17 protein-coding genes are annotated in these 19693 nt (G+C 60.4%); 10 read left to right on the plus strand and 7 right to left on the minus strand.

The genetic code is table 11. The annotated features are described in order from the left end of the window. A complete protein-coding gene (locus tag MO767_RS04125) occupies nt 1–1143 on the plus strand; it encodes an MFS transporter (RefSeq protein ID WP_282479505.1) in 1143 nt (380 codons plus the stop codon). A gap of 9 nt (nt 1144–1152) precedes the next feature. Here the strand turns inward: MO767_RS04125 and MO767_RS04130 are convergent, their stop codons facing one another. Further along, a complete protein-coding gene (locus tag MO767_RS04130) occupies nt 1153–2721 on the minus strand; it encodes a phospholipase D family protein (protein WP_282479506.1) in 1569 nt (522 codons plus the stop codon). A gap of 60 nt (nt 2722–2781) precedes the next feature. After that, nucleotides 2782–4215: a PLP-dependent aminotransferase family protein gene (locus MO767_RS04135; protein WP_282479507.1), complete on the minus strand. Its 1434-nt coding sequence runs from the start codon at nt 4213–4215 to the stop codon at nt 2782–2784. A 179-nt stretch (nt 4216–4394) separates the two neighbouring features. Between MO767_RS04135 and MO767_RS04140 the strand changes: the two genes are divergently transcribed. Beyond that, nucleotides 4395–4640: a DUF1127 domain-containing protein gene (locus MO767_RS04140; protein WP_046053839.1), complete on the plus strand. Its 246-nt coding sequence runs from the start codon at nt 4395–4397 to the stop codon at nt 4638–4640. A 47-nt stretch (nt 4641–4687) separates the two neighbouring features. Here MO767_RS04140 and MO767_RS04145 read toward each other — a convergent pair whose 3' ends face one another. Further along, on the minus strand, nt 4688–6001 hold the full coding sequence (locus MO767_RS04145; protein WP_282479508.1) for an FAD-binding oxidoreductase: 1314 nt from the start codon (nt 5999–6001) through the stop codon (nt 4688–4690). A gap of 147 nt (nt 6002–6148) precedes the next feature. Here MO767_RS04145 and MO767_RS04150 point away from each other — a divergent pair, with 147 nt between their 5' ends. Continuing rightward, the gene (locus MO767_RS04150; protein ID WP_007947437.1) at nt 6149–6502 is read left to right on the plus strand and encodes a YkgJ family cysteine cluster protein; all 354 of its coding nucleotides are present in this window, start codon (nt 6149–6151) and stop codon (nt 6500–6502) included. Nucleotides 6503–6628: 126 nt separating this feature from the next. On the opposite strand, the gene MO767_RS04155 is transcribed toward MO767_RS04150, so the two are convergent. Beyond that, complete coding sequence (locus MO767_RS04155) at nt 6629–7117, minus strand: Lrp/AsnC ligand binding domain-containing protein (RefSeq protein WP_003206849.1); 489 nt, start codon at nt 7115–7117, stop codon at nt 6629–6631. 157 nt (nt 7118–7274) lie between these two features. On the opposite strand from MO767_RS04155, the gene dadA reads away from it, so the two are divergent. From dadA to MO767_RS04185, 6 genes are all read left to right on the plus strand, one after another. Beyond that, nucleotides 7275–8579: a D-amino acid dehydrogenase gene (gene dadA, locus MO767_RS04160; RefSeq protein WP_074880408.1), complete on the plus strand. Its 1305-nt coding sequence runs from the start codon at nt 7275–7277 to the stop codon at nt 8577–8579. Next, nucleotides 8551–8904, plus strand: a complete 354-nt coding sequence (locus MO767_RS04165; protein WP_008150191.1) for a RidA family protein — start codon at nt 8551–8553, stop codon at nt 8902–8904. The genes dadA and MO767_RS04165 overlap by 29 nt, the downstream gene beginning before the upstream one ends. Before the next feature lie 96 nt (nt 8905–9000). Beyond that, nucleotides 9001–10074 carry an alanine racemase gene (alr, locus tag MO767_RS04170; RefSeq protein ID WP_282479509.1) on the plus strand — a complete coding sequence of 358 codons (1074 nt, stop codon included), beginning with the start codon at nt 9001–9003 and terminating at the stop codon, nt 10072–10074. A 127-nt stretch (nt 10075–10201) separates the two neighbouring features. After that, nucleotides 10202–10750 (plus strand): cupin domain-containing protein, encoded by a 549-nt coding sequence (locus MO767_RS04175; RefSeq protein WP_008150195.1) that lies wholly within the window; start codon nt 10202–10204, stop codon nt 10748–10750. Between the two features lie 182 nt (nt 10751–10932). Further along, entirely contained in the window at nt 10933–11346 is a 414-nt protein-coding gene (locus MO767_RS04180; protein ID WP_282479619.1) for a c-type cytochrome, read from the plus strand. A gap of 134 nt (nt 11347–11480) precedes the next feature. Then, a complete protein-coding gene (locus MO767_RS04185) occupies nt 11481–13403 on the plus strand; it encodes an acetyl-CoA hydrolase/transferase C-terminal domain-containing protein (protein ID WP_282479510.1) in 1923 nt (640 codons plus the stop codon). A 127-nt stretch (nt 13404–13530) separates the two neighbouring features. Here MO767_RS04185 and MO767_RS04190 read toward each other — a convergent pair whose 3' ends face one another. Beyond that, on the minus strand, nt 13531–14103 hold the full coding sequence (locus tag MO767_RS04190; RefSeq protein WP_020799401.1) for a xanthine phosphoribosyltransferase: 573 nt from the start codon (nt 14101–14103) through the stop codon (nt 13531–13533). A 57-nt stretch (nt 14104–14160) separates the two neighbouring features. Continuing rightward, the gene (rep, locus tag MO767_RS04195; protein WP_123367140.1) at nt 14161–16170 is read right to left on the minus strand and encodes a DNA helicase Rep; all 2010 of its coding nucleotides are present in this window, start codon (nt 16168–16170) and stop codon (nt 14161–14163) included. A gap of 262 nt (nt 16171–16432) precedes the next feature. Here rep and MO767_RS04200 point away from each other — a divergent pair, with 262 nt between their 5' ends. Continuing rightward, nucleotides 16433–18106, plus strand: coding sequence for a bifunctional diguanylate cyclase/phosphodiesterase (locus tag MO767_RS04200; protein ID WP_282479511.1), 1674 nt, complete (start codon nt 16433–16435; stop codon nt 18104–18106). 108 nt (nt 18107–18214) lie between these two features. On the opposite strand, the gene MO767_RS04205 is transcribed toward MO767_RS04200, so the two are convergent. Continuing rightward, the gene (locus MO767_RS04205) at nt 18215–19612 is read right to left on the minus strand and encodes a NorM family multidrug efflux MATE transporter (RefSeq protein WP_282479512.1); all 1398 of its coding nucleotides are present in this window, start codon (nt 19610–19612) and stop codon (nt 18215–18217) included. Between the last annotated feature and the right edge of the window lie 81 nt (nt 19613–19693).

Here is a 19693-nt window from a genome sequence, read left to right on the forward strand (position 1 = left end):
ATGCGTTGGGCGACTTATTTCGCCGTATTGGCGTCTGTCTTGAGTGTCGGACTCGCGCTGGGCGTCAGCATGCCGTTGGTGTCGTTTCGCCTGGAAGGCTGGGGTTACGGCTCGTTCGCTATCGGCGTGATGGCAGCGATGCCCGCCATTGGCGTATTGCTGGGGGCCAAGATATCCAGCCATCTGGCCGCGCGTCTGGGCACGGCCAATCTGATGCGTTTGTGCCTGTGGGCCGGGGCGTTGTCCATCGGTTTGCTGGCGCTGTTGCCGAGCTATCCGATTTGGTTGGTATTGCGGCTGATGATCGGGGTGATCCTGACCCTCGTCTTCATCCTCGGCGAAAGCTGGATCAACCAGCTTGTGCTGGAAGAGTGGCGCGGGCGATTGGTGGCGCTGTATGGCAGCAGCTATGCGCTGAGTCAGTTGGCCGGGCCGTTGCTGCTTGGCGTACTGGGCACCGAGCACGATTACGGATTCTGGGTCGGCGTCGGTTTGCTGATGGCGGCACCGCTCCTGTTGCTGGGCCGCAGCGGCGCGCCGACCAGCGAAGCCAGCAGCGTGACCTTCAGCGACTTGCTGGGCTTCTGCCGTGGCCTGCCGGCGATTGCCTGGGCGGTGTCGCTGTTCGCAGCGTTCGAAGCGATGATCCTGACGTTGTTGCCGGTTTATTGCCTGCGTCAGGGCTTTACGACGGAAATTGCGTTGGCGATGGTCAGCACGGTGGTGGTGGGTGATGCCTTGCTGCAATTGCCGATTGGCGCACTGGCTGATCGCTTGTCGCGACGTACGTTGTTCACCGGGTGTGCGGTGGTCCTGCTGATATCGAGCCTGGCCATCCCGTTGTTGATCGACACGTTGCTGATCTGGCCGTTGTGGGTGTTGTTCGGTGCCAGTGCCGGCGGCTTGTTCACCTTGTCACTGATCCTGATCGGCGAGCGCTATCGCGACGATGCGCTGGTGCGCGCCAATGCGCATATCGCGCAGCTGTGGGGGATCGGTTGCCTGATCGGACCGCTGGCGGCTGGTGCGGGCAGTCAGTGGGTCAGCGGGCATGCGTTGCCACTGCTGATGGCGGCCGGGGCGCTGGGGTTGGTGATTCTGCTGTCGCGGCAAGGCGCGTTTGGTGCCGTTCAGCCGGCATAGATCAAAAGTTCACAACATCCGTTCCAGGCCGACGGTGGTGCTCATCCACGCATTGAAGCGACGCCACCAAGTCCCCGGCTCCTTGGTCAGCGTGTGCAGTTTGCCGTCATCTTCGGTGACCCAGACAATCTGGCCATTTTCCAGCTTGGCCTGATAACTCAGGGCCGGCGCCATGCCTTGAAACGCCAGTTCACGCACGCGCGCGGCGAGTTCCGGGCTGTCCACCAGCACCCCGACTTCGGTGTTCCACAGCACTGAGCGTGGGTCGAAATTGAACGAGCCAATGAAAGACTTCTGCTGGTCGAAAATCATCGCCTTGCTGTGCAGGCTGGAGTCGGAGCCGCGGTAGGACTTGCTGTAGAACAGATGGGGTCCGCTGCCGCCGCCTTCGCCAGGCTGGCGACGCAATTCGAACAGCTGCACGCCATGCTCCAGCAGTGCCTTGCGATACGGCGCGTAGCCGCCATGCACCGCTGGGACGTCAGTGGCTTCCAGTGCGTTGGTCAGCAGGCTCACCGACACCCCGGCATTGGCGCGCCCGGTCAGGTACACCAGCCCCGGCTGGCCGGGTACGAAGTAGGCCGAAACCATGATCAGCTCTTTGCTGACACCATTGAGCTCGGGCGCCAACTGCGTGGTCAGCAGCAACTGCGGGTCGGGCTCGCCGTCGGCCAGCACCTTGCTCGGCGCGTCCCACAGTGCCTGGTTCCAGGCCCAGATCAACTCCCGACGCCAGATTGCCAGGCGCGGGTGAGTGGTGTAGGTCGTCAACTGCTGGTAGAGCGCGTGATTCTGTTTGCGCGTTTCCTCAAGCGATTCTTCCAGTCGGGTCCGGGTGTTTTCCAGGTCTCTGGCCGTCGGTTTGCTCGAGAGGAACTCGTCGATCGGCTTGCTCAGCGCACTGTTCCAGTATTGGTCAAAACTGTGCCCCAGCTGTTCGGCGACCGGGCCGACGCCGAGCATGTCGATGTCAGTGAAATTCAGGTTGGGTTCGGCATCGAAGTACTCATCCCCCAGATTGCGTCCACCGACAATGGCCATGCTGTTGTCCGCCAACCAGAGCTTGTTGTGCATGCGCCGGTGTTGCTGCGACAGGTTGAACAACCGTCCCGCCGTTCGTGTCACGCCGGTACTGCGGCCAAGGTGCAATGGGTTGAACACACGGATCTGGATCTGCGGATGCGCCGCCAGCGTGGCGATGATGCGGTCCAGGCCATCGCTGGTGGTGTCGTCGAGCAGAATGCGTACGCGCACACCGCGGTCGGCAGCCTTGAGCAGTTCATCCACCAACATCCGTGTGCTGATGCCGTCGTGAACGATGTAGTACTGCAAATCCAGGCTGCTTTGGGCGTTGCGGATCAGCTCGGCGCGGGCCGTGAAGGCTTCGGTGCTGTCGGACAGCAGGCGAAAGCCGGATTGCCCCTCGTGGGGCGCCGCCTGAGCCTGGATCGAGCGGCCGAACGCCGAGTCACTGGCGGGCAGCGCCTGGCTCGGTTCGCGCGGAACGTTGAACGTTGCACAGCCGCCGAGGAGCGAGGCGAGAAGCAGAAGAGCGAGCAGGGGCTGTCTGACTCTCACGTGGGATCGTTCCGATTGGCGGCAGGTGTCGACATGTGGACGCTGGATTCCCGAGAAAGGTCAGTCGGTGATGCAGTCGGTTTCCGCGAGCAGTTTGATCGCTGCGGCGCCGACCTTGCGCACTGCTTCTTCAATCTGTGGCGTAGGCTTGGCAGCGTAGTTCATCCGCAAGCAATTGCGGTATTTGCCCGACGCCGAAAAGATGCTGCCGACGGCAATCTGTACGCCTTGATCATGCAGCGCACGATTCAGTTTCAGGGTGTCAAAACCCTCCGGTAGTTCGACCCAGAGCATGAAGCTGCCCTGGGGGCGACTGGCGCGGGTACCGGCCGGAAAATAGCGGCTGACCCAATCGATCATCACGTCGCGATTGCGTTGGTATTGGGTGCGCACCCGCCGCAAATGCGGTTCGAAGTGCCCGGCCTTGAGAAATTCGGCAATCGCGATCTGCGGTTGCGGCGCGGTAGAGCCGGTGCTGATGTATTTCATGTGCAGCACCCGTTCCAGATACCGTCCCGGCGCCACCCAACCGATACGCAGCCCCGGCGCCAGGGTCTTGGAAAAGGAACTGCACAGCAGGACGCGGCCGTCTTCGTCAAAGGATTTGATCGTGCGTGGGCGCGGGTAGGTGTAGGCCAGTTCGCCATACACATCATCCTCGATGATCGCCACGTCGAAACGCTGTGCGAGTGTCAACAACGCGCGTTTGCGCGACTCCGGCATGATGTAGCCCAACGGGTTGTTGCAGTTGGGGGTCAACTGTATGGCCTTGATTGGCCATTGTTCCAAGGCGAGTTCGAGGGCATCGAGGCTGATCCCGGTGAGCGGATCAGTGGGGATTTCCAGGGCTTTCATGCCCAGGCCTTTGAGGGTCTGCATGGCGCCGTGAAAGCTTGGCGAATCCACGGCGACAATGTCGCCCGGCTCGCAGATGGAGCGGATGCTGGTGGACAGCGCTTCGTGACAACCGGTGGTGATCACCAGGTCGTTGGCGCTCAACTGGCAGCCGGAATCGAGCAGCAGGCGGGCGATCTGTTCGCGCAGTTCGAGGGTGCCGTAGATGTTGTCGTAATACAGACCGGGCATGTCCTGGCGCCGGCTGATTCGCGCCAGGTTGCGCAGCAGCGGTTTCATGGTCGGCGTGGTGATGTCCGGCATGCCGCGACCCAGTTGCACGACGTCCTTGCGTGGCACGGCGCGAATCAACTCCAGTACCTGATCCCACTGGGAAATATCCACCGGACGCTGGGCCGGGCGACCAATGGCCGGAAGCTCCGGCAGTTCGCGACCCACTGGTACGAAGTAGCCCGACTTGGGTTTGGGGGTCGCCAGGCCGCTGTCTTCCAGCACGCGATACGCCTGTTGCACCGTGCTCAGGCTGACGCCGTGTTCAACACTCAACGCCCGCACCGACGGCAGCCGGTCACCGGGGCGATAGAAGCCCTGTTCGATACGCGTGCCGAGCAGTTCGGCGAGGTTGACGTAAAGGGTCATGGTGCAGTCTCGGTGTGGGTGATTCGGTTAACCAGTACAGATGGGTCGAAAATATGGGATTCAGACGCTGAAATGCAAAATCTGTATGGAGTTAATACAGTCTCGTTGAATCTGTAATGCTTTTTGCCGTCCACGCATCATGAAAGCTCTGGCTACCCAAGTAAACAGGAGCAATCAAAATGAACGGCTTGAGCGATGTGCGGCTGACGTTACACAGTCAGGAACTGGCGGCAGGGCAAATCAACGGCGCACGCGAGGCGGTCATGCGCAACGCACCGTCCGGCCTCAGTCGCTGGGGTCTGTTCTGGCATCGTCTGCACACGCGCAAGGCGTTGCTGGAGCTCACGACTGAGCAGCTTAAGGACGTCGGGTTGAGTCGGGAGCAGGCGCGGGAGGAGGGGCTTAAACCGTTTTGGCGGATCTGACTTCTGACGATCGTTCCCGCGCAGGAGCGTGGGAACGATCATCTACCTCAAGCCAACTCTTTAAGCCGATGCCACAACATCCCCAGCGCCAACAACGGCGAGCGCAAATGCTTACCGCCAGGGAACGTGATATGCGGCACCTTGGCAAACAGATCGAACCCTCCACTCTGCTGACCACTGATAGCCTCAGCCAACAACTTCCCCGCGAGGTGCGTGGCATTCACGCCATGACCGGAATAAGCCTGGGCGTAATACACATTCGGCTGATCCTTGAGCCGGCCGATCTGCGGCAGACGGTTGGCGCCGATGCCGATCATCCCGCCCCATTGATAGTCGATCTTCACGCCGGCCAGTTGCGGGAAAACTTCCAGCATCTTGGGCCGCATGTAGGCGGCGATGTCCTTCGGGTCGCGACCTGAATAATGGCAGGCGCCGCCAAACAGCAGGCGGCGGTCCGCCGAGAGCCGATAGTAATCCAGTGCCACCCGTTGATCGCAGACCGCCATGTTCTGCGGCAGTAGCGAGTGTGCCAGCGCTTCACTCAAGGGTTCGGTGGCGATGATGTAGCTGCCGGCGGGCAGCACCTTGCCGCTGAGTTCGGGATTAAGTTCATTGAGGTAGGCGTTGCAGCCCAGCACCAGCGTCTTGGCGCGGACCGAACCTTGGGAGGTGTAGACCTTGACCTCTGGGCCGTAATCAATGCGAGTGACTGCCGATTGTTCGAACAGCTTCGCCCCCAACTGCTGCGCTGCGGCCGCTTCGCCCAATGCCAGGTTCAGCGGATGCAGGTGCCCTGAGCCCATGTCGATCAAACCGCCGACATAGCGGTCGGAACCCACTACGGAATGCATTTCACTGGCTTGCAGCAGACGGGTTTCGTAACGGTAACCGAGGCTACGCAGCTCTTCGGCGTCCTCGGCAAAACCTTCGAGGTCTCGGGGTTTGTTCGCCAGATCGCAATAACCCCAAGTCAGGTCGCAGGGGATCTGAAAACGCTCGACGCGCTGTCGGACGATTTCTACCGCTTCGAGGCCCATGAGTTTCATCTGACGCACGCCGTCCGCACCGACCACGTCAGTAAACTGATCGAGGCCATGGCCGACGCCACGAATCAACTGCCCGCCGTTGCGGCCGCTGGCGCCCCAACCGATTTTGTGGGCTTCGAGCAGGATCACACTGAAACCGCGTTCGGCCAGTTCGAGCGCCGTGTTCAACCCGGAGAACCCGCCACCGACCACGCACACGTCAGCCACCAGGTCGCCTGTGAGCACCGGATGATCGGGCTGCGGCAGGCTGCTGGCGGCGTAGTAAGAAGCAGTGTGCTGGTGGTTCGGGGCAGGTTGCTGAGCACGGGCATTCATGTGCGTGTTCCTGATTCTTGTGTTTAGAAAATTTGACGGAGCATAAGCCGGACCTTCGGACACGGGCAACACTGGTCGGTTGGTGCTGTCTGGATCAGGGCTTTTACGTCAGAATCCCGCTCTATTCCGCTTTTGGTCACCGCTTCGATGAGCTGCAACAGTCAGAAAATTCGCACGCTACGACAGCAGATCCCCTCGTTCGAGTGCGTGCCCGGCTGCCATGACTGCTGTGGGCCGGTAACCACCTCGCCGGAAGAAATGTCCCGCCTGCCGCGCAAGACCCGGGCCGAGCAGGACGCTGCGATGGACGAACTCAATTGCGTTCACCTCGGACCCAACGGCTGCACCGTGTATGACGAGCGGCCGCTGATCTGTCGACTGTTTGGCACTACGAAGACCTTGCCGTGCCCGAATGGGCGGGGGCCGGTGGAGCTGATTCATCCGCGGGTCGAGAAGCAGATTCATGAGTACATGGCCAGCACCCGGCAAGTCCTCGTCTAAGCGGAGACCGAGTCGCCTGCCATCGCGAGCAAGCTCGCTCCCACAGGTACAGCGTTGACCTTGTGGGAGCGAGCTTGCTCCGGGCGGCGTTCCGACGATGGGGCCCGAACAGGCACCGCAAAACTCTCAGTCGGGAATTGGCAGGTTCAAGCTCTCTTTCACCTCTTCCATCACGATGTAGCTCTTGGATTCGCGCACATGCGGCAGCTTGAGCAGGATGTCGCCCAGCAGTTTGCGGTACGAGGCCATCTCGGAAATCCGCGCCTTCACCAGATAGTCGAAATCCCCTGACACCAAATGGCACTCCAGCACGTGGGGGAGTTTCAGGACCGCGCGTCGGAACTCTTCGAAAGTATCGCCGGATTTGTAGTCGAGGCTGATCTCGACGAACACCAGAAGACTACCCTTGAGGTGCTGCGGGTTGAGCCGGGCGTTGTAGCCCATGATGATCCCTTCGCGCTCCAGCCGCCGGACCCGCTCGGTACACGGCGTGGTCGAGAGCCCGACCTTTTCCCCCAGCTCAGTGAAGGAAATGCGTCCGTCCGCTTGCAGGATCCGCAGGATGTTGCGGTCGATCTTGTCCAGCTCACGTTTGGTCTGAGTGTTGGTACGCATAGGGGATGCGCCTCCGTGAAAAGCGTTTTTGCCGAGAATTCTCGCCAAATATAGGCACTTATATAGTGAAAAGCACTGCCTAATCTTTTTTACACTGCGCACATCAATGCTCGACAACTACGAACGTCAGCGGCAAGCCGCGATGAGGGATATGAAAATGCGCGTTATGGTCTTGGGTAGCGGCGTCATCGGTACCACCAGTGCTTACTATCTGGCGCGTGCCGGGTTTGAAGTGGTGGTCGTGGACCGTCAGCCGGCCGCTGCCATGGAGACCAGCTTCGCCAACGCCGGGCAGGTGTCGCCGGGTTATGCCTCGCCGTGGGCCGCGCCGGGCGTGCCGCTCAAGGCCATCAAGTGGCTGTTGCAGCGCCACGCACCGCTGGCGATCAAGGCCACCGCCGACATCGACCAATACCTGTGGATGGCGCAAATGCTGCGTAACTGCACCGCCAGCCGTTATGCGGTGAACAAGGAGCGCATGGTCCGACTGTCCGAGTACAGCCGTGACTGCCTCGACGAATTGCGCGCCGAAACCGGCATCGCCTACGAAGGCCGTAGCCTCGGGACTACCCAACTGTTCCGCACCCAGGCTCAACTCGATGGCGCCTGGAAAGACATCGCCGTGCTGAAAGAGTCCGGCGTGCCGTTCGAACTGCTCGACCGCGCCGGCATTGCCCGCGTTGAGCCGGCGCTGGCCAGCGTCACCGACATCCTCGCCGGTGCCCTGCGCCTGCCGAACGACCAGACCGGCGATTGCCAGATGTTCACCACCCGCCTGGTCGAAATGGCTACCAAGCTGGGTGTGGAATTCCGCTTCGACCAGGACATTCAGCGCCTCGACTATGCCGGTGATCGCATCAACGGCGTATGGATCGACGGCAAGCTGGAAACCGCTGACCGTTACGTGTTGGCCCTGGGCAGCTATTCACCGCAACTGCTCAAGCCGCTGGGCATCAAGGCGCCGGTGTATCCGCTCAAGGGTTATTCCTTGACCGTGCCGATTACTAACCCGGCGATGGCCCCGACCTCGACTATCCTCGACGAGACCTACAAGGTCGCGATCACCCGTTTCGACAACCGCATCCGCGTCGGCGGCATGGCTGAAATAGCCGGTTTTGACCTGTCGCTGAACCCGCGTCGGCGCGAAACCCTGGAGATGATCGTCAACGACCTCTATCCTCAGGGCGGCGATCTGGCCCAGGCGAGTTTCTGGACCGGTCTGCGTCCGACTACGCCGGACGGCACGCCGATTGTTGGCGCAACCCCGTTCAGCAATCTGTTTTTGAACACCGGTCACGGTACGCTCGGTTGGACCATGGCGTGCGGTTCCGGTCGCTTGCTGGCTGATCTGATGGCGAAGAAAACGCCGCAAATCAGCGCCGAAGGCCTCGATATTTCCCGTTATGGAAAAAAACTTCAGGAGTCTGCAAAACATGTCAATCCAGCGCCAGCTCACCAATGAGCGCATGAGCCAGATCGTAGTTCACAGCGGTACCGTGTATCTGGCAGGGCAGGTCGGCGACGATATGAACGCCGGGATTGAACAGCAGACCCGTGAAACGCTTGCCAACATCGAGCGTTTGCTGGATCTGGCCGGGACCGACAAAAGCCGTTTGCTGTCGGTGACAATTTACTTGAAAGACATTGATGCACACTTTGAAGGAATGAACGCGGTCTGGGACAAGTGGCTGCCAAAAGGCGTCGCACCGGCCCGTGCCACCGTTGAGTCGAAGTTGTGCGAACCGGAAATCCTGGTTGAGCTGTCGGTTGTCGCCGCTCTGCCATAAGCCCGTCAGAAAGATCCCTCTCCCGGTGCTACTGGCGGTTCACGCCGTCAGCCAGCGCCGGTTTTTCTTCCCATGACCGCCTAGAAGTCTGCCGCCATGCGTCCAGCCCGTGCCCTGATCGACCTTCAAGCCCTGCGTCACAACTACCAAATCGCCCGTGAAGTCACGGGGGCCAAGGCCCTCGCGGTGATCAAGGCCGATGCCTACGGCCATGGCGCGGTGCGTTGCGCCCAGGCGCTGGAAGACGAGGCGGACGGGTTTGCCGTGGCCTGCATTGAAGAAGCGTTGGAGCTGCGAGCCGCGGGCATTCGTGCGCCGGTGTTGTTGCTGGAAGGTTTTTTCGAGGCCGATGAGTTGGCGCTAATCGTCGAGCATGACTTCTGGTGCGTGGTGCATTCGCTGTGGCAACTCGAAGCGATCGAGAAGGCTGCATTGAGCAAGCCGATCACGGTCTGGCTCAAACTGGATTCGGGCATGCATCGGGTGGGCTTGCATCCAAAGGATTATCAGGCGGGCTATCAACGGCTGCTGGCCAGCGGCAAGGTGGCGAAGGTTGTACTGATGAGCCACTTCGCCCGGGCCGATGAGCTGCACAGTCAGGCCAGTGTCGAACAGGTTGCGGTGTTCGAAGCGGCGCGCCAGGGCTTGTCGGCCGAGGTCAGCCTGCGCAATTCGCCGGCAGTGCTCGGTTGGCCGCAGATTCCGAGTGATTGGGTTCGCCCGGGCATCATGCTTTATGGTGCCACGCCGTTTGAAGAAGCCAACGCCGTGGCATCCCGCCTGCAACCGGTGATGACCCTCGAATCGAAAGTGATTTGCGTGCGTGAACTACCGGCCGGCGAGCCGATCGGTTATGGCGCCAATTTCATCACCCAGAAACCGATGCGCGTGGGCGTGGTGGCCATGGGTTACGCCGATGGCTACCCCCGTCAGGCGCCGACCGGTACGCCCGTGATGGTTGCCGGGCAGCGCAGCCAGTTGATTGGCCGGGTGTCGATGGACATGCTCTGCATCGACCTGACCGATGTGCCGCAAGCCGGCCTCGGTTCGACCGTCGAGTTGTGGGGCAAAAACATTCTCGCCAGTGACGTGGCCGCGGCCGCGGGCACGATTCCTTATCAGATCTTCTGCAACTTGCGCCGGGTGCCAATGCTCTATTCCGGGGCTTAGGTCAAAGCACGCCGACCGAAAGTCGCTTCACCGAACAGGATTCAGGTCCAAGTGTTGTAAATACTGAACGCTGTCGCCATGATATCGCTCAATATTCCAACAACCTGAATCCCTGGAGGCTCCAGCATTGGACGTCGGTGAACGACTGCAATCCATCCGTAAGCTCAAAGGACTTTCCCAGCGTGAACTCGCCAAACGCGCGGGTGTCACCAACAGCACGATTTCGATGATCGAGAAGAACAGCGTCAGTCCCTCGATCAGTTCGCTGAGGAAAGTACTGGGCGGGATTCCCATGTCCATGGTCGAGTTCTTTTCCGAAGAAATCCTGCAGGAAAAACCGACGCAGATCGTCTACAAAGCCAACGAGCTGATCGATATTTCCGATGGCGCAGTGACCATGAAACTGGTCGGTCGGGCGCACCCGAGCCGGGCTATCGCCTTCCTCAATGAAATCTACCCGCCTGGCGCCGACACCGGTGACGAGATGCTCACCCATGAGGGCGAGGAAACCGGGATTTTGCTCGAAGGTCGACTTGAACTGGTGGTGGGGCTTGAAACTTTTGTGCTCGAAGCGGGCGATAGCTACTACTTTGAAAGTACTAAACCACACCGTTTCCGTAATCCGTTCGATGCGCCAGCGCGACTAATCAGCGCAGCCACGCCCGCGAATTTCTAAGAGAAGAGGCGTCCTGCCGGCATGGCTGAGGCGCCCGGACCGTTTTTCCATTGCGCAACAAAACCCCTTCGACTTTGGGGTTGTTTCAGTGTGACGGGGTTACCGTTATACTTGCGCCCGCCTGCGAACCGTGGCCGTAGGCGTGACTAGCCACCATTGAGGGTGAACGCGTGAATCTAATTATGAAAATGCTGGCCGTACCAGCAACCGTATTGGCCCTATGGGCAGTCAGCGCACAAGCAGCGACGAACGACGATATTGCAAAACGCCTTGAGCCCGTCGGCCAGGTCTGTGTGACCGGTAAAGAGTGCAAGGGGATGGAAGTTGCTGCTTCGGCGGGTGGCGGTGATGCCAAGACCCCTGACTCAGTGATTGCAAAACATTGCAACGCTTGCCACGGCACTGGCCTGTTGGGCGCGCCGAAAATCGGTGACACCGCAGCGTGGAAAGAACGTGCCGATCACCAGGGCGGCCTCGATGGCATCCTGGCCAAAGCCATTACCGGTATCAACTCGATGCCGCCTAAAGGCACTTGTGCAGATTGCACCGACGCCGATCTCAAAGGCGCCATCCAGAAGATGTCCGGCCTGAAATAAGCCTTCATCTTCAGCAAAAAGCCGCTTTCGAGCGGCTTTTTTGTGCCTGCGATTTACGCCTGAGACTGTTCATTGAAGCAAAGACCCGGCAAGCTCGGTCCAACCCCAGTTCACGGAATGTAAGGGAGGATCAGATGGTGCAGCTGTGTTCTATCGAGCAAGCGGTCGATGATGTCTTGGCACGGTTGCCGGCGCATATCCACATGGGCCTGCCCCTTGGTCTGGGCAAACCCAACCATTTCGTCAATGCGCTGTTTCAACGTGTCGCGCGGTTGCCCGAGCGGCAGCTGACGATCTACACCGCCCTTTGTCTCGGTCGTCCTGCGTTGGGCGACGGCTTGCAAAAACGCTTTCTCGAACCCTTCATCGAGCGGGTTTTTGGCGATTATCCGGAACTGGATTTCCTGGCCGAGCTGCATCGCGACAGCCTGCCGCCCAACATCCATGTTCAGCAATTCTTCATGCAGCCCGGCAGCCTGCTCCACAGCGCACAGGCCCAGCAGGATTACATCAGCAGCAATTACAGCCACGCCGCGCGGGACATCAACGCGGCCGGATTGAACCTGGTGGCGCAATTGGTGGCGAGCCACAGCGAACATCCCGACCGCCTGAGCCTGAGCTGCAACCCGGATATCACCCTCGACCTGTTCCCCATGATCGCCAAGCGTCGGGCGGCGGGGGAGACGATCCTGCTGGTGGGCCAGGTGCACAATGATTTGCCCTACATGCCGGGGGACGCGGAAGTCGGCATGGACGCTTTCGACCTACTGATCGACGAGAAGGACAGCACCACGCTGTTCTCCACGCCGAACATGCCGGTGGGTTTCCAGGATCACTTCATTGGGCTGCACGTCAGCACGCTGGTGCGCGACGGCGGCACCCTGCAGATCGGCATCGGTGCCATAGGTGATGCCCTGATCGCTGCGCTGCTGGCACGGCAGGCCGACAATGACGGTTACAAGGCGTTGCTGGCGGACGTGAATCTCAGCCAGTGGGCGCAACTCATCGACCGCGAAGGCGGCGTCGAACCTTTCGCCAAAGGCCTTTACGGTTGCAGCGAAATGTTCGTCAACGGCTTGCTGGTGCTGGCCGACGCCGGGATCGTGCGGCGCAAGGTCTACCCGGACGTGCCGACCCAGCAACAGGCCAATGCCGGCACCCTCGACGAGGCCGCACAAACCGATGGCATCTCGGTGCATGGCGGTTTCTTCCTTGGGCCGCGCAGTTTCTATGAGCGCCTGCGCGAGCTGCCGCACAGCAAGCGGCTCGAATTCAACATGACCCGCATCAGCTACATCAACGAGCTCTACGGTCAGGAAGAACTCAAACGCTTGCAGCGCCTGGATGCGCGTTTCATCAACACCGTGTTTACCATGACCTTGCTGGGTGCCGGCGTGGCCGATCAGCTCGAAGACGGGCGGGTGCTCAGCGGTGTCGGCGGGCAGTACAACTTCGTCGCCCAGGGGCATGCGCTGGAGGGCGCGCGGTCGGTGCTGCTGTTGCGCAGCTGGCGTGAGTCGGGCGGTGAGGTCAGTTCGAACATCGTCTGGGAGTACGGCCATTGCACGATCCCGCGACACCTGCGAGACATTGTGGTTACCGAGTACGGCATCGCCGATCTGCGGGGCAAGACCGATGCGGCGGTGATCGAGGCGTTGTTGAATATCAGTGACTCACGTTTCCAGCCGGGGTTGATCGAACTGGCGCAGAACGTTGGCAAGTTGCCGAAGGGTTTCCGCATCGATCCGCGTTTCGCCGACAACAGCCCGGAGCGCTTGCAGGCGATTCAGGCGCTCCATCCGAATTTGTTTCCGGAGTATCCGCTGGGGTGTGATTTCACTGAGGTGGAGAGGGATCTATTGCGGGCGCTGAACTGGCTGAAGAGCAAGCTCAAGCTCACGGAGATTCTGGAGCTGGGCAAGGCTGCGCTGGATGCGCCAGAGGCTTCGGCGTTTCCTGAGCATCTGGAGCGGATGCAGTTGACCAACCCGGAAGGGTTGAAAGAGGATTTGTTTCAGCGGTTGTTGCTCACCGGCCTCAAAGCCACCGCTTTGTAACGACCAACACCAATCAACTGTGGGAGCGAGCTTGCTCGCGATAGCGGCACATCAGCCAACAGAGATGTTGAATGTGATGGCCTCATCGCGAGCAAGCTCGCTCCCACATTGTTTTGCGGTGTGGCTTTTATTCGATGAAGGTCACAACGCCGCCAGCCAGCGACTGCACGCGAGCCAGCGATTCAACGCGATAACCCTGAGCATCCAGTTCCGCACGGCCGCCCTGGAACGACTTCTCGATCACGATACCCAAACCCGCGACGGTAGCGCCGGCCTGTTTGATGATCGAGATCAGCGCTTGCGACGCCTTACCGTTGGCCAGAAAGTCGTCGATGATCAGCACGCGGTCGCTGCTGGTCAGGTGGCGCGGGGAGATCGCCACGGTGCTTTCGGTCTGCTTGGTGAACGAGTAAACCGTCGCCGACAGCAGGTTTTCGGTCAGGGTCAGGGATTGATGCTTGCGCGCAAAAATCACCGGCACGCCGAGGTTCAGTCCGGTCATGATCGCCGGCGCAATGCCCGAGGCTTCGATGGTGACGATCTTGGTGATGCCCGAATCCTTGAACAGCGTGGCGAATTCATCGCCGATCAGCTTCATCAGGGCCGGGTCGATCTGGTGGTTCAGAAAGGCGTCGACTTTCAGGACCTGGTCGGAAAGCACGATGCCTTCTTCGCGAATTTTCTTGTGCAGTGCTTCCATGAAGCTTTCCTCTACGGGCGGCTTGTGCGCCTAAGGCTGGTTAAAAAGTAGTCGATTCTAGCGCTTTAACATCGCGCGTATATCCGCCAATGCCGTATTACCGCGAACAGCTTTGACTTCAACGGGCGTGTCGTCGTTGCCTTCCCAGGCCAGGTCGTCCGGCGGCAGTTCATCGAGGAAGCGGCTCGGTGCGCAATCGATGATCTCGCCGTATTGCTTACGCTTGGCGGCGAAGGTGAAGGCCAGGGTCTGACGCGCTCGGGTAATTCCGACGTAGGCCAGCCGGCGCTCTTCTTCGATGGTGTCGGCTTCGATGCTGGAACGGTGCGGGAGGATTTCCTCTTCCATGCCCATGATGAACACGTAAGGAAATTCCAGGCCCTTGGAGGCGTGCAGGGTCATCATTTGCACACCTTCGGCGCCGTCTTCCTCTTCCTGCTGGCGTTCGAGCATGTCGCGCAAAACGAGTTTGCCGATGGCGTCTTCGACGGTCATCTCGCCTTCTTCGTCTTTCTCCAGGGTGTTTTTCAACGCCTCGATCAAGAACCAGACGTTACCCATGCGGTAATCGGCGGCCTTGTCGCTGGAGCTGTTGGTGCGCAGCCAGTTCTCATAGTCGATGTCCATGACCATGCTGCGCAGCGCCGAGATCGGGTCTTCGCCGGCGCACTGCTCGCGGACCTTGTCCATGAAGCGCTTGAAGCGCGACAGGCGATCGGTGAAGCGCGTATCCAGATGCTCACCCAGACCGATTTCGTCGGTGGCAGCGTACATCGAGATTTTGCGTTCGGTGGCGTAGTTGCCGAGCTTTTCCAGCGTGGTCGAACCGATCTCCCGGCGTGGGACGTTGATCACCCGCAGAAAGGCGTTGTCGTCGTCCGGGTTCACGATCAGGCGGAAGTAGGCCATCAGGTCTTTCACTTCCTGACGTCCGAAAAAGCTGTTGCCGCCGGACAGGCGATACGGAATCTGGTGGTGTTGCAGCTTCAGCTCGATCAGCTTGGCCTGGTAGTTACCGCGGTACAGGATCGCGAAATCGCTGTATGGACGGTCCGTGCGCAAGTGCAGGGTCAGCAACTCGACGGCCACGCGCTCGGCTTCGGCGTCTTCGTTGCGGCAACGGATCACGCGGATCTCGTCGCCGTGGCCCATCTCGCTCCACAGTTGCTTTTCGAATTCGTGCGGGTTGTTCGAGATCAGCACGTTGGCGCATCGCAGGATGCGGCTGGTGGAGCGATAGTTTTGCTCCAGCATCACCACTTTCAGGGACGGGTAATCATCCTTGAGCAGCATCAGGTTTTCCGGCCGCGCGCCGCGCCAGGCATAGATCGACTGGTCGTCATCGCCCACCACGGTGAACTGGTTGCGCGTGCCGATCAGCAGCTTCACCAGCAAATACTGGCTGGCGTTGGTGTCCTGGTATTCGTCCACCAGCAGGTAGCGGACTTTGTTCTGCCATTTTTCGAGGATGTCGGCGTGTTCCTGGAACAGCTTCACCGGCAGCAGGATCAGGTCGTCGAAGTCCACCGCGTTGAACGCCTTGAGCGTGCGCTGATAGTGGGTGTAGACGATGGCGGCGGTCTGTTCCTTGGGGTTGCGCGCGTTTTCCAGGGCTTCGGGCGGCAGGATCAGGTCGTTTTTCCACGACCCGATCATGTTCTTGATCTCGTCGACGCCGTCGTCGCCCGAGTATTCCTTCTGCATGATGTCGGTCATCAGGGCTTTGACATCGGTCTCGTCGAAGATCGAGAAGCCCGGCTTGTAGCCCAGCCGCACGTGTTCCTTGCGGATGATGTTCAGGCCCAGATTGTGGAAGGTGCAGACGGTCAGGCCGCGGCCTTCGCCGCCCTTGAGCAAGGTGCCGACCCGTTCCTTCATCTCCCGCGCGGCCTTGTTGGTAAAGGTCATGGCAACGATGTACTGGGCGCGAATGCCGCAATTCTGGATCAAGTGGGCGATCTTGCGCGTGATCACGCTGGTCTTGCCGGAGCCTGCGCCGGCGAGCACCAAAAGAGGGCCGCCGACGTAGCTCACGGCTTCTTGCTGCCGGGGATTGAGTCGGGACATACGAAATCAGGGAGTCGTTTGTGAAATGGGCCGGCATTTTAACAGGCTCAGCGAATTGTGCTGCTCTCTCCGACTTGTGATGCAACACGCTATCTATATTTGCCGGTTTTGATACTTTCACGCAGGATGCGCGGTGAGTTTCGTCTAATGTTCGTAATTTCGGATACAAAGCCGCGTTTGATAACCGAGGTCAGTTGGTCATTGGTTGCCGGCGCTGCATAATGCCCGCCGCCTACATCTTTGCAGAGTCTAGGGAGCTAGCTTGTCTACGCCTGTCGAACCCTTGCGTTTGCTGCTACTGGCCGAAGAGCCAGCGTGGGCAGCGTTGTTGCGTGAGTGTCTGGCTCCGATGGGGAGCTCGACCGTGCTGATCAGCGCGCCGAGCTGGGAGTCAGTCAGCAGTCTGTTCGATGACAACCGCAACGCGGTGTTATTGACGATTCCAGCGCTTCAACCTTTACCTGGTCGTTGCAGCCTGCCGACGGTATTGCTGCTCGAACATGAGCCGCTGTCTCCGCCCGATGGTGTGAGCGACTGGCTGGTACGCGATCACCTCGATCCCGGCATGTTGCCTCGGTGCCTGCGGCATGTGCGCGAGCGGGGCGTGCTGGAAAACACCCTGCAGCGCCTGGCCGAGCAAGACCCGCTGACCGGCATCGCCAATCGCCAGGGTTTCCAGACCTTGCTGGCGGCACGCCTGGCGGAAAACGACGGCCGCGGCCTGGCCCTCGGCCACCTCGACCTCGACAACTTCCGTCACGCCAACGATGCCCTCGGCCACCAGGCCGGTGACCGGTTGATCCTGCAAGTGGTCGCGCGGCTGAAAAGCCAGCTTGAGGCTGGCGATCAACTGGCGCGACTGGGCAGTGATGAGTTCGCCCTGCTGATCGACACCCGCCGCGCGCCTCAGCGCGCCGAATGGATGGCCGAGCGCATTACCGAAGCGCTAGCCGAGCCTTACTGGGTCGACGGCGAAAGCCTGTTGATCGGTTCCAGCCTTGGTATTGCCCACGCCCGGGCCCAGGCCGGCGCCGACCCGCTGATGTGGCACGCACACATCGCCATGCAACAAGCCAAAAGTACGCAGGGCTGTACCTTTCACATCTTCAACGAACGCATCAACCGCAATGCCCGCAGTATGGCCGACCTCGAAAGCGAGCTGCGCCGGGCGTTGCGCCGTGATGAACTGGAACTGCATTACCAGCCCCGCCTGAACCTTGAGGACGGGCAGATCGTCGGCCTCGAAGCCTTGGTGCGCTGGCGTCATGGCGAGCGCGGCTTGCTGCCACCCAGCGAGTTCGTGCCGCTGGCCGAGCAAAGCGGCTTGATCGTGCCGCTGGGTTACTGGGTGATTTCCCGTGCCTTGCGCGACATGCAGGCGTTGCGCGAACGGGGTTTGCCGGCGTTGCACATGGCGATCAACCTGTCGTTCCGGCAGTTTCAGGACAGCCAATTGTTGTCGACTCTGAGCCGTCTGATTGCCGAGCGTGGCGTCGAGGCGCAATGGCTGGAATTCGAACTCACTGAAACCGCGGTGATGCGCCGCAGCGATCTGGTGAAGCAGACCATGGACGCCCTTGGGCGCTTGGGCGTGCGCTTCTCGCTGGATGACTTCGGCACCGGGTTTTCGTCGTTCGTGCACCTCAACAGCCTGCCGATTGCCTTGTTGAAGGTCGACAAGAGCTTTGTCGGTGGCATGGAGGAGCGGGAAGAGAATCGCAAACTGGTCCACGCAATGATCAATCTGGCGCACAACCTCAACCTTGAAGTGGTCGCCGAAGGCGTAGAGACGCCGGAGCAACTGGATCTGTTGCGCGGGTTTGGTTGCGATCAGGTGCAGGGATATTTGATCAGCAAGCCGTTGCCGTTGGCGGAGCTGGTGGAATACCTGACCTTTGGTTCCAGCCAGCAGCCGATGATGGAAGTGGTGAATTAACCACATACCAAATGTGGGAGCGAGCTTGCTCGCGATAGCGGAGTGTCAGTCAACATAGTTATTTACTGACAGACCGCAATCGCGAGCAAGCTCGCTCCCACAGGGTTCTCAGTCAGTCTGGGCGACCCGGAAGCCTTGCTCCGGCGCCGGTTCGCGCTTGATCATCCGCTTCATCTTCCACTCAAACGCCAGCGTCAGACTCACTGCCGCGCACGCCAGCCCCAGCGCCAACCCCCACCAGACACCCGTCGGCCCCCAATTCAAATGGAAGGCCATCCACCAGGCAGCCGGCGCGCCAATCAGCCAATAGCAGCCCAAACCTACCAGGAACGTGGTCTTGGCATCCTTGAGTCCGCGAATGCAGCCCATGGCGATGGTTTGCGTGCCGTCGAACAGCTCGAACCACGCGGCGACCGCCAACAGGCTCACGGCCAGGTTGATGACGTCGCGAAACGCCGGGTCGTTGTGGTCCAGGAACAAACCGATCAACTGATTCGGCAGCAACCAGAAGACCATTGCGAAGCCAAGCATCGCCGCCGCGCCAAAAGCGATGCCTACCCGTCCGGCCAGCCGTGCAGTCAGCAGCTGCCCGGCACCGTAATGCTGGCCGATGCGCATGGTGATCGCATACGAAAGCCCCGCCGGAATCATGAACGCCACCGAAACAATCTGCAGGGCGATCTGGTGTGCGCCCAGTTGCGTACTGCCCATGGTGCCCATGCATAGCGCGGCGAACGCAAACAGTCCGACTTCCACCGCGTAGGTGCCGCCAATCGGCAGGCCCAGGCGCCACAGTTCCTTCAGATACTGACGGTTAGGCCGCGACAGGCCTTGGCGCAAGGGATAAGCGTCGTAGGCCGGATGCCGACGGATGTGCCAGGCCAGCGCAAGCGCCATGCAGTTGGCAACAATAGCGGTAACCAGCCCGATGCCCATCAACCCCAGTTTCGGCAGACCGAACATGCCGGTAATCAACGCGTAATTGAGCAGGAAGTTGGCCACAGTGCCGCCGAGGCTGATGACCATCACCGGTGTTGCCCGGCCGATGGCGCTGGTGAAGCCGCGCAGGGCCATGAAGCTCAGGTAGCCGGGCAGGGCGAACGGCAGGATCATCAGGAACTGCCCGGCCGCGTGGACGTTGGTTTCGGTCTGGCCGAACAGCAGCAACATCGGCTTGAGGTTCCACAGCAGCAGCCCGGCCACCAACGCCATCAGCCACGCCAGCCATAACCCGGCCTGGGTCAGCCTGGTGGCGCCGACGATGTCGCCGGCACCCTGACGGATGGCCACGAGGGTGCCAACCGCGGCGATCACGCCAATGCAGAAGATCGACACGAATGAGTAAGTTGCTGCGCCCAGACCGCCACCGGCCAGCGCCTCTGGACTCAGGCGCGCCATCATCAAGGTGTCGGTGAGGACCATCAGCATGTGCGCCAACTGCGAGGCAATCAACGGCCCCGCCAGCCGCAGGATGGCCCAGAGTTCGGTACGTGCTGGATGCTGCATGGTCATCACGCTCGATAATTAATGAGGGACAGGAAAGCGTCGATTCTCGGCGCTCTACGGGGTTTGCACAAAGGGATAAAA

Source organism: Pseudomonas sp. UYIF39 (assembly GCF_029963765.1).
Taxonomy (GTDB): domain Bacteria; phylum Pseudomonadota; class Gammaproteobacteria; order Pseudomonadales; family Pseudomonadaceae; genus Aquipseudomonas.

Bases quoted from the DNA above. Each gene is read 5' to 3' on its own strand.
- MO767_RS04125 (WP_282479505.1), top strand. From the start codon at position 1: ATGCGTTGGGCGACTTATTTCGCCGTATTGGCGTCTGTCTTGAGTGTC.
- MO767_RS04135 (WP_282479507.1), bottom strand. From the start codon at position 4,215: ATGACCCTTTACGTCAACCTCGCCGAACTGCTCGGCACGCGTATCGAA.
- MO767_RS04140 (WP_046053839.1), top strand. From the start codon at position 4,395: ATGAACGGCTTGAGCGATGTGCGGCTGACGTTACACAGTCAGGAACTG.
- MO767_RS04145 (WP_282479508.1), bottom strand. From the start codon at position 6,001: ATGAATGCCCGTGCTCAGCAACCTGCCCCGAACCACCAGCACACTGCT.
- MO767_RS04150 (WP_007947437.1), top strand. From the start codon at position 6,149: ATGAGCTGCAACAGTCAGAAAATTCGCACGCTACGACAGCAGATCCCC.
- MO767_RS04155 (WP_003206849.1), bottom strand. From the start codon at position 7,117: ATGCGTACCAACACTCAGACCAAACGTGAGCTGGACAAGATCGACCGC.
- dadA (WP_074880408.1), top strand. From the start codon at position 7,275: ATGCGCGTTATGGTCTTGGGTAGCGGCGTCATCGGTACCACCAGTGCT.
- MO767_RS04165 (WP_008150191.1), top strand. From the start codon at position 8,551: ATGTCAATCCAGCGCCAGCTCACCAATGAGCGCATGAGCCAGATCGTA.
- alr (WP_282479509.1), top strand. From the start codon at position 9,001: ATGCGTCCAGCCCGTGCCCTGATCGACCTTCAAGCCCTGCGTCACAAC.
- MO767_RS04180 (WP_282479619.1), top strand. From the start codon at position 10,933: ATGAAAATGCTGGCCGTACCAGCAACCGTATTGGCCCTATGGGCAGTC.
- MO767_RS04185 (WP_282479510.1), top strand. From the start codon at position 11,481: ATGGTGCAGCTGTGTTCTATCGAGCAAGCGGTCGATGATGTCTTGGCA.
- MO767_RS04190 (WP_020799401.1), bottom strand. From the start codon at position 14,103: ATGGAAGCACTGCACAAGAAAATTCGCGAAGAAGGCATCGTGCTTTCC.
- rep (WP_123367140.1), bottom strand. From the start codon at position 16,170: ATGTCCCGACTCAATCCCCGGCAGCAAGAAGCCGTGAGCTACGTCGGC.
- MO767_RS04205 (WP_282479512.1), bottom strand. From the start codon at position 19,612: ATGCAGCATCCAGCACGTACCGAACTCTGGGCCATCCTGCGGCTGGCG.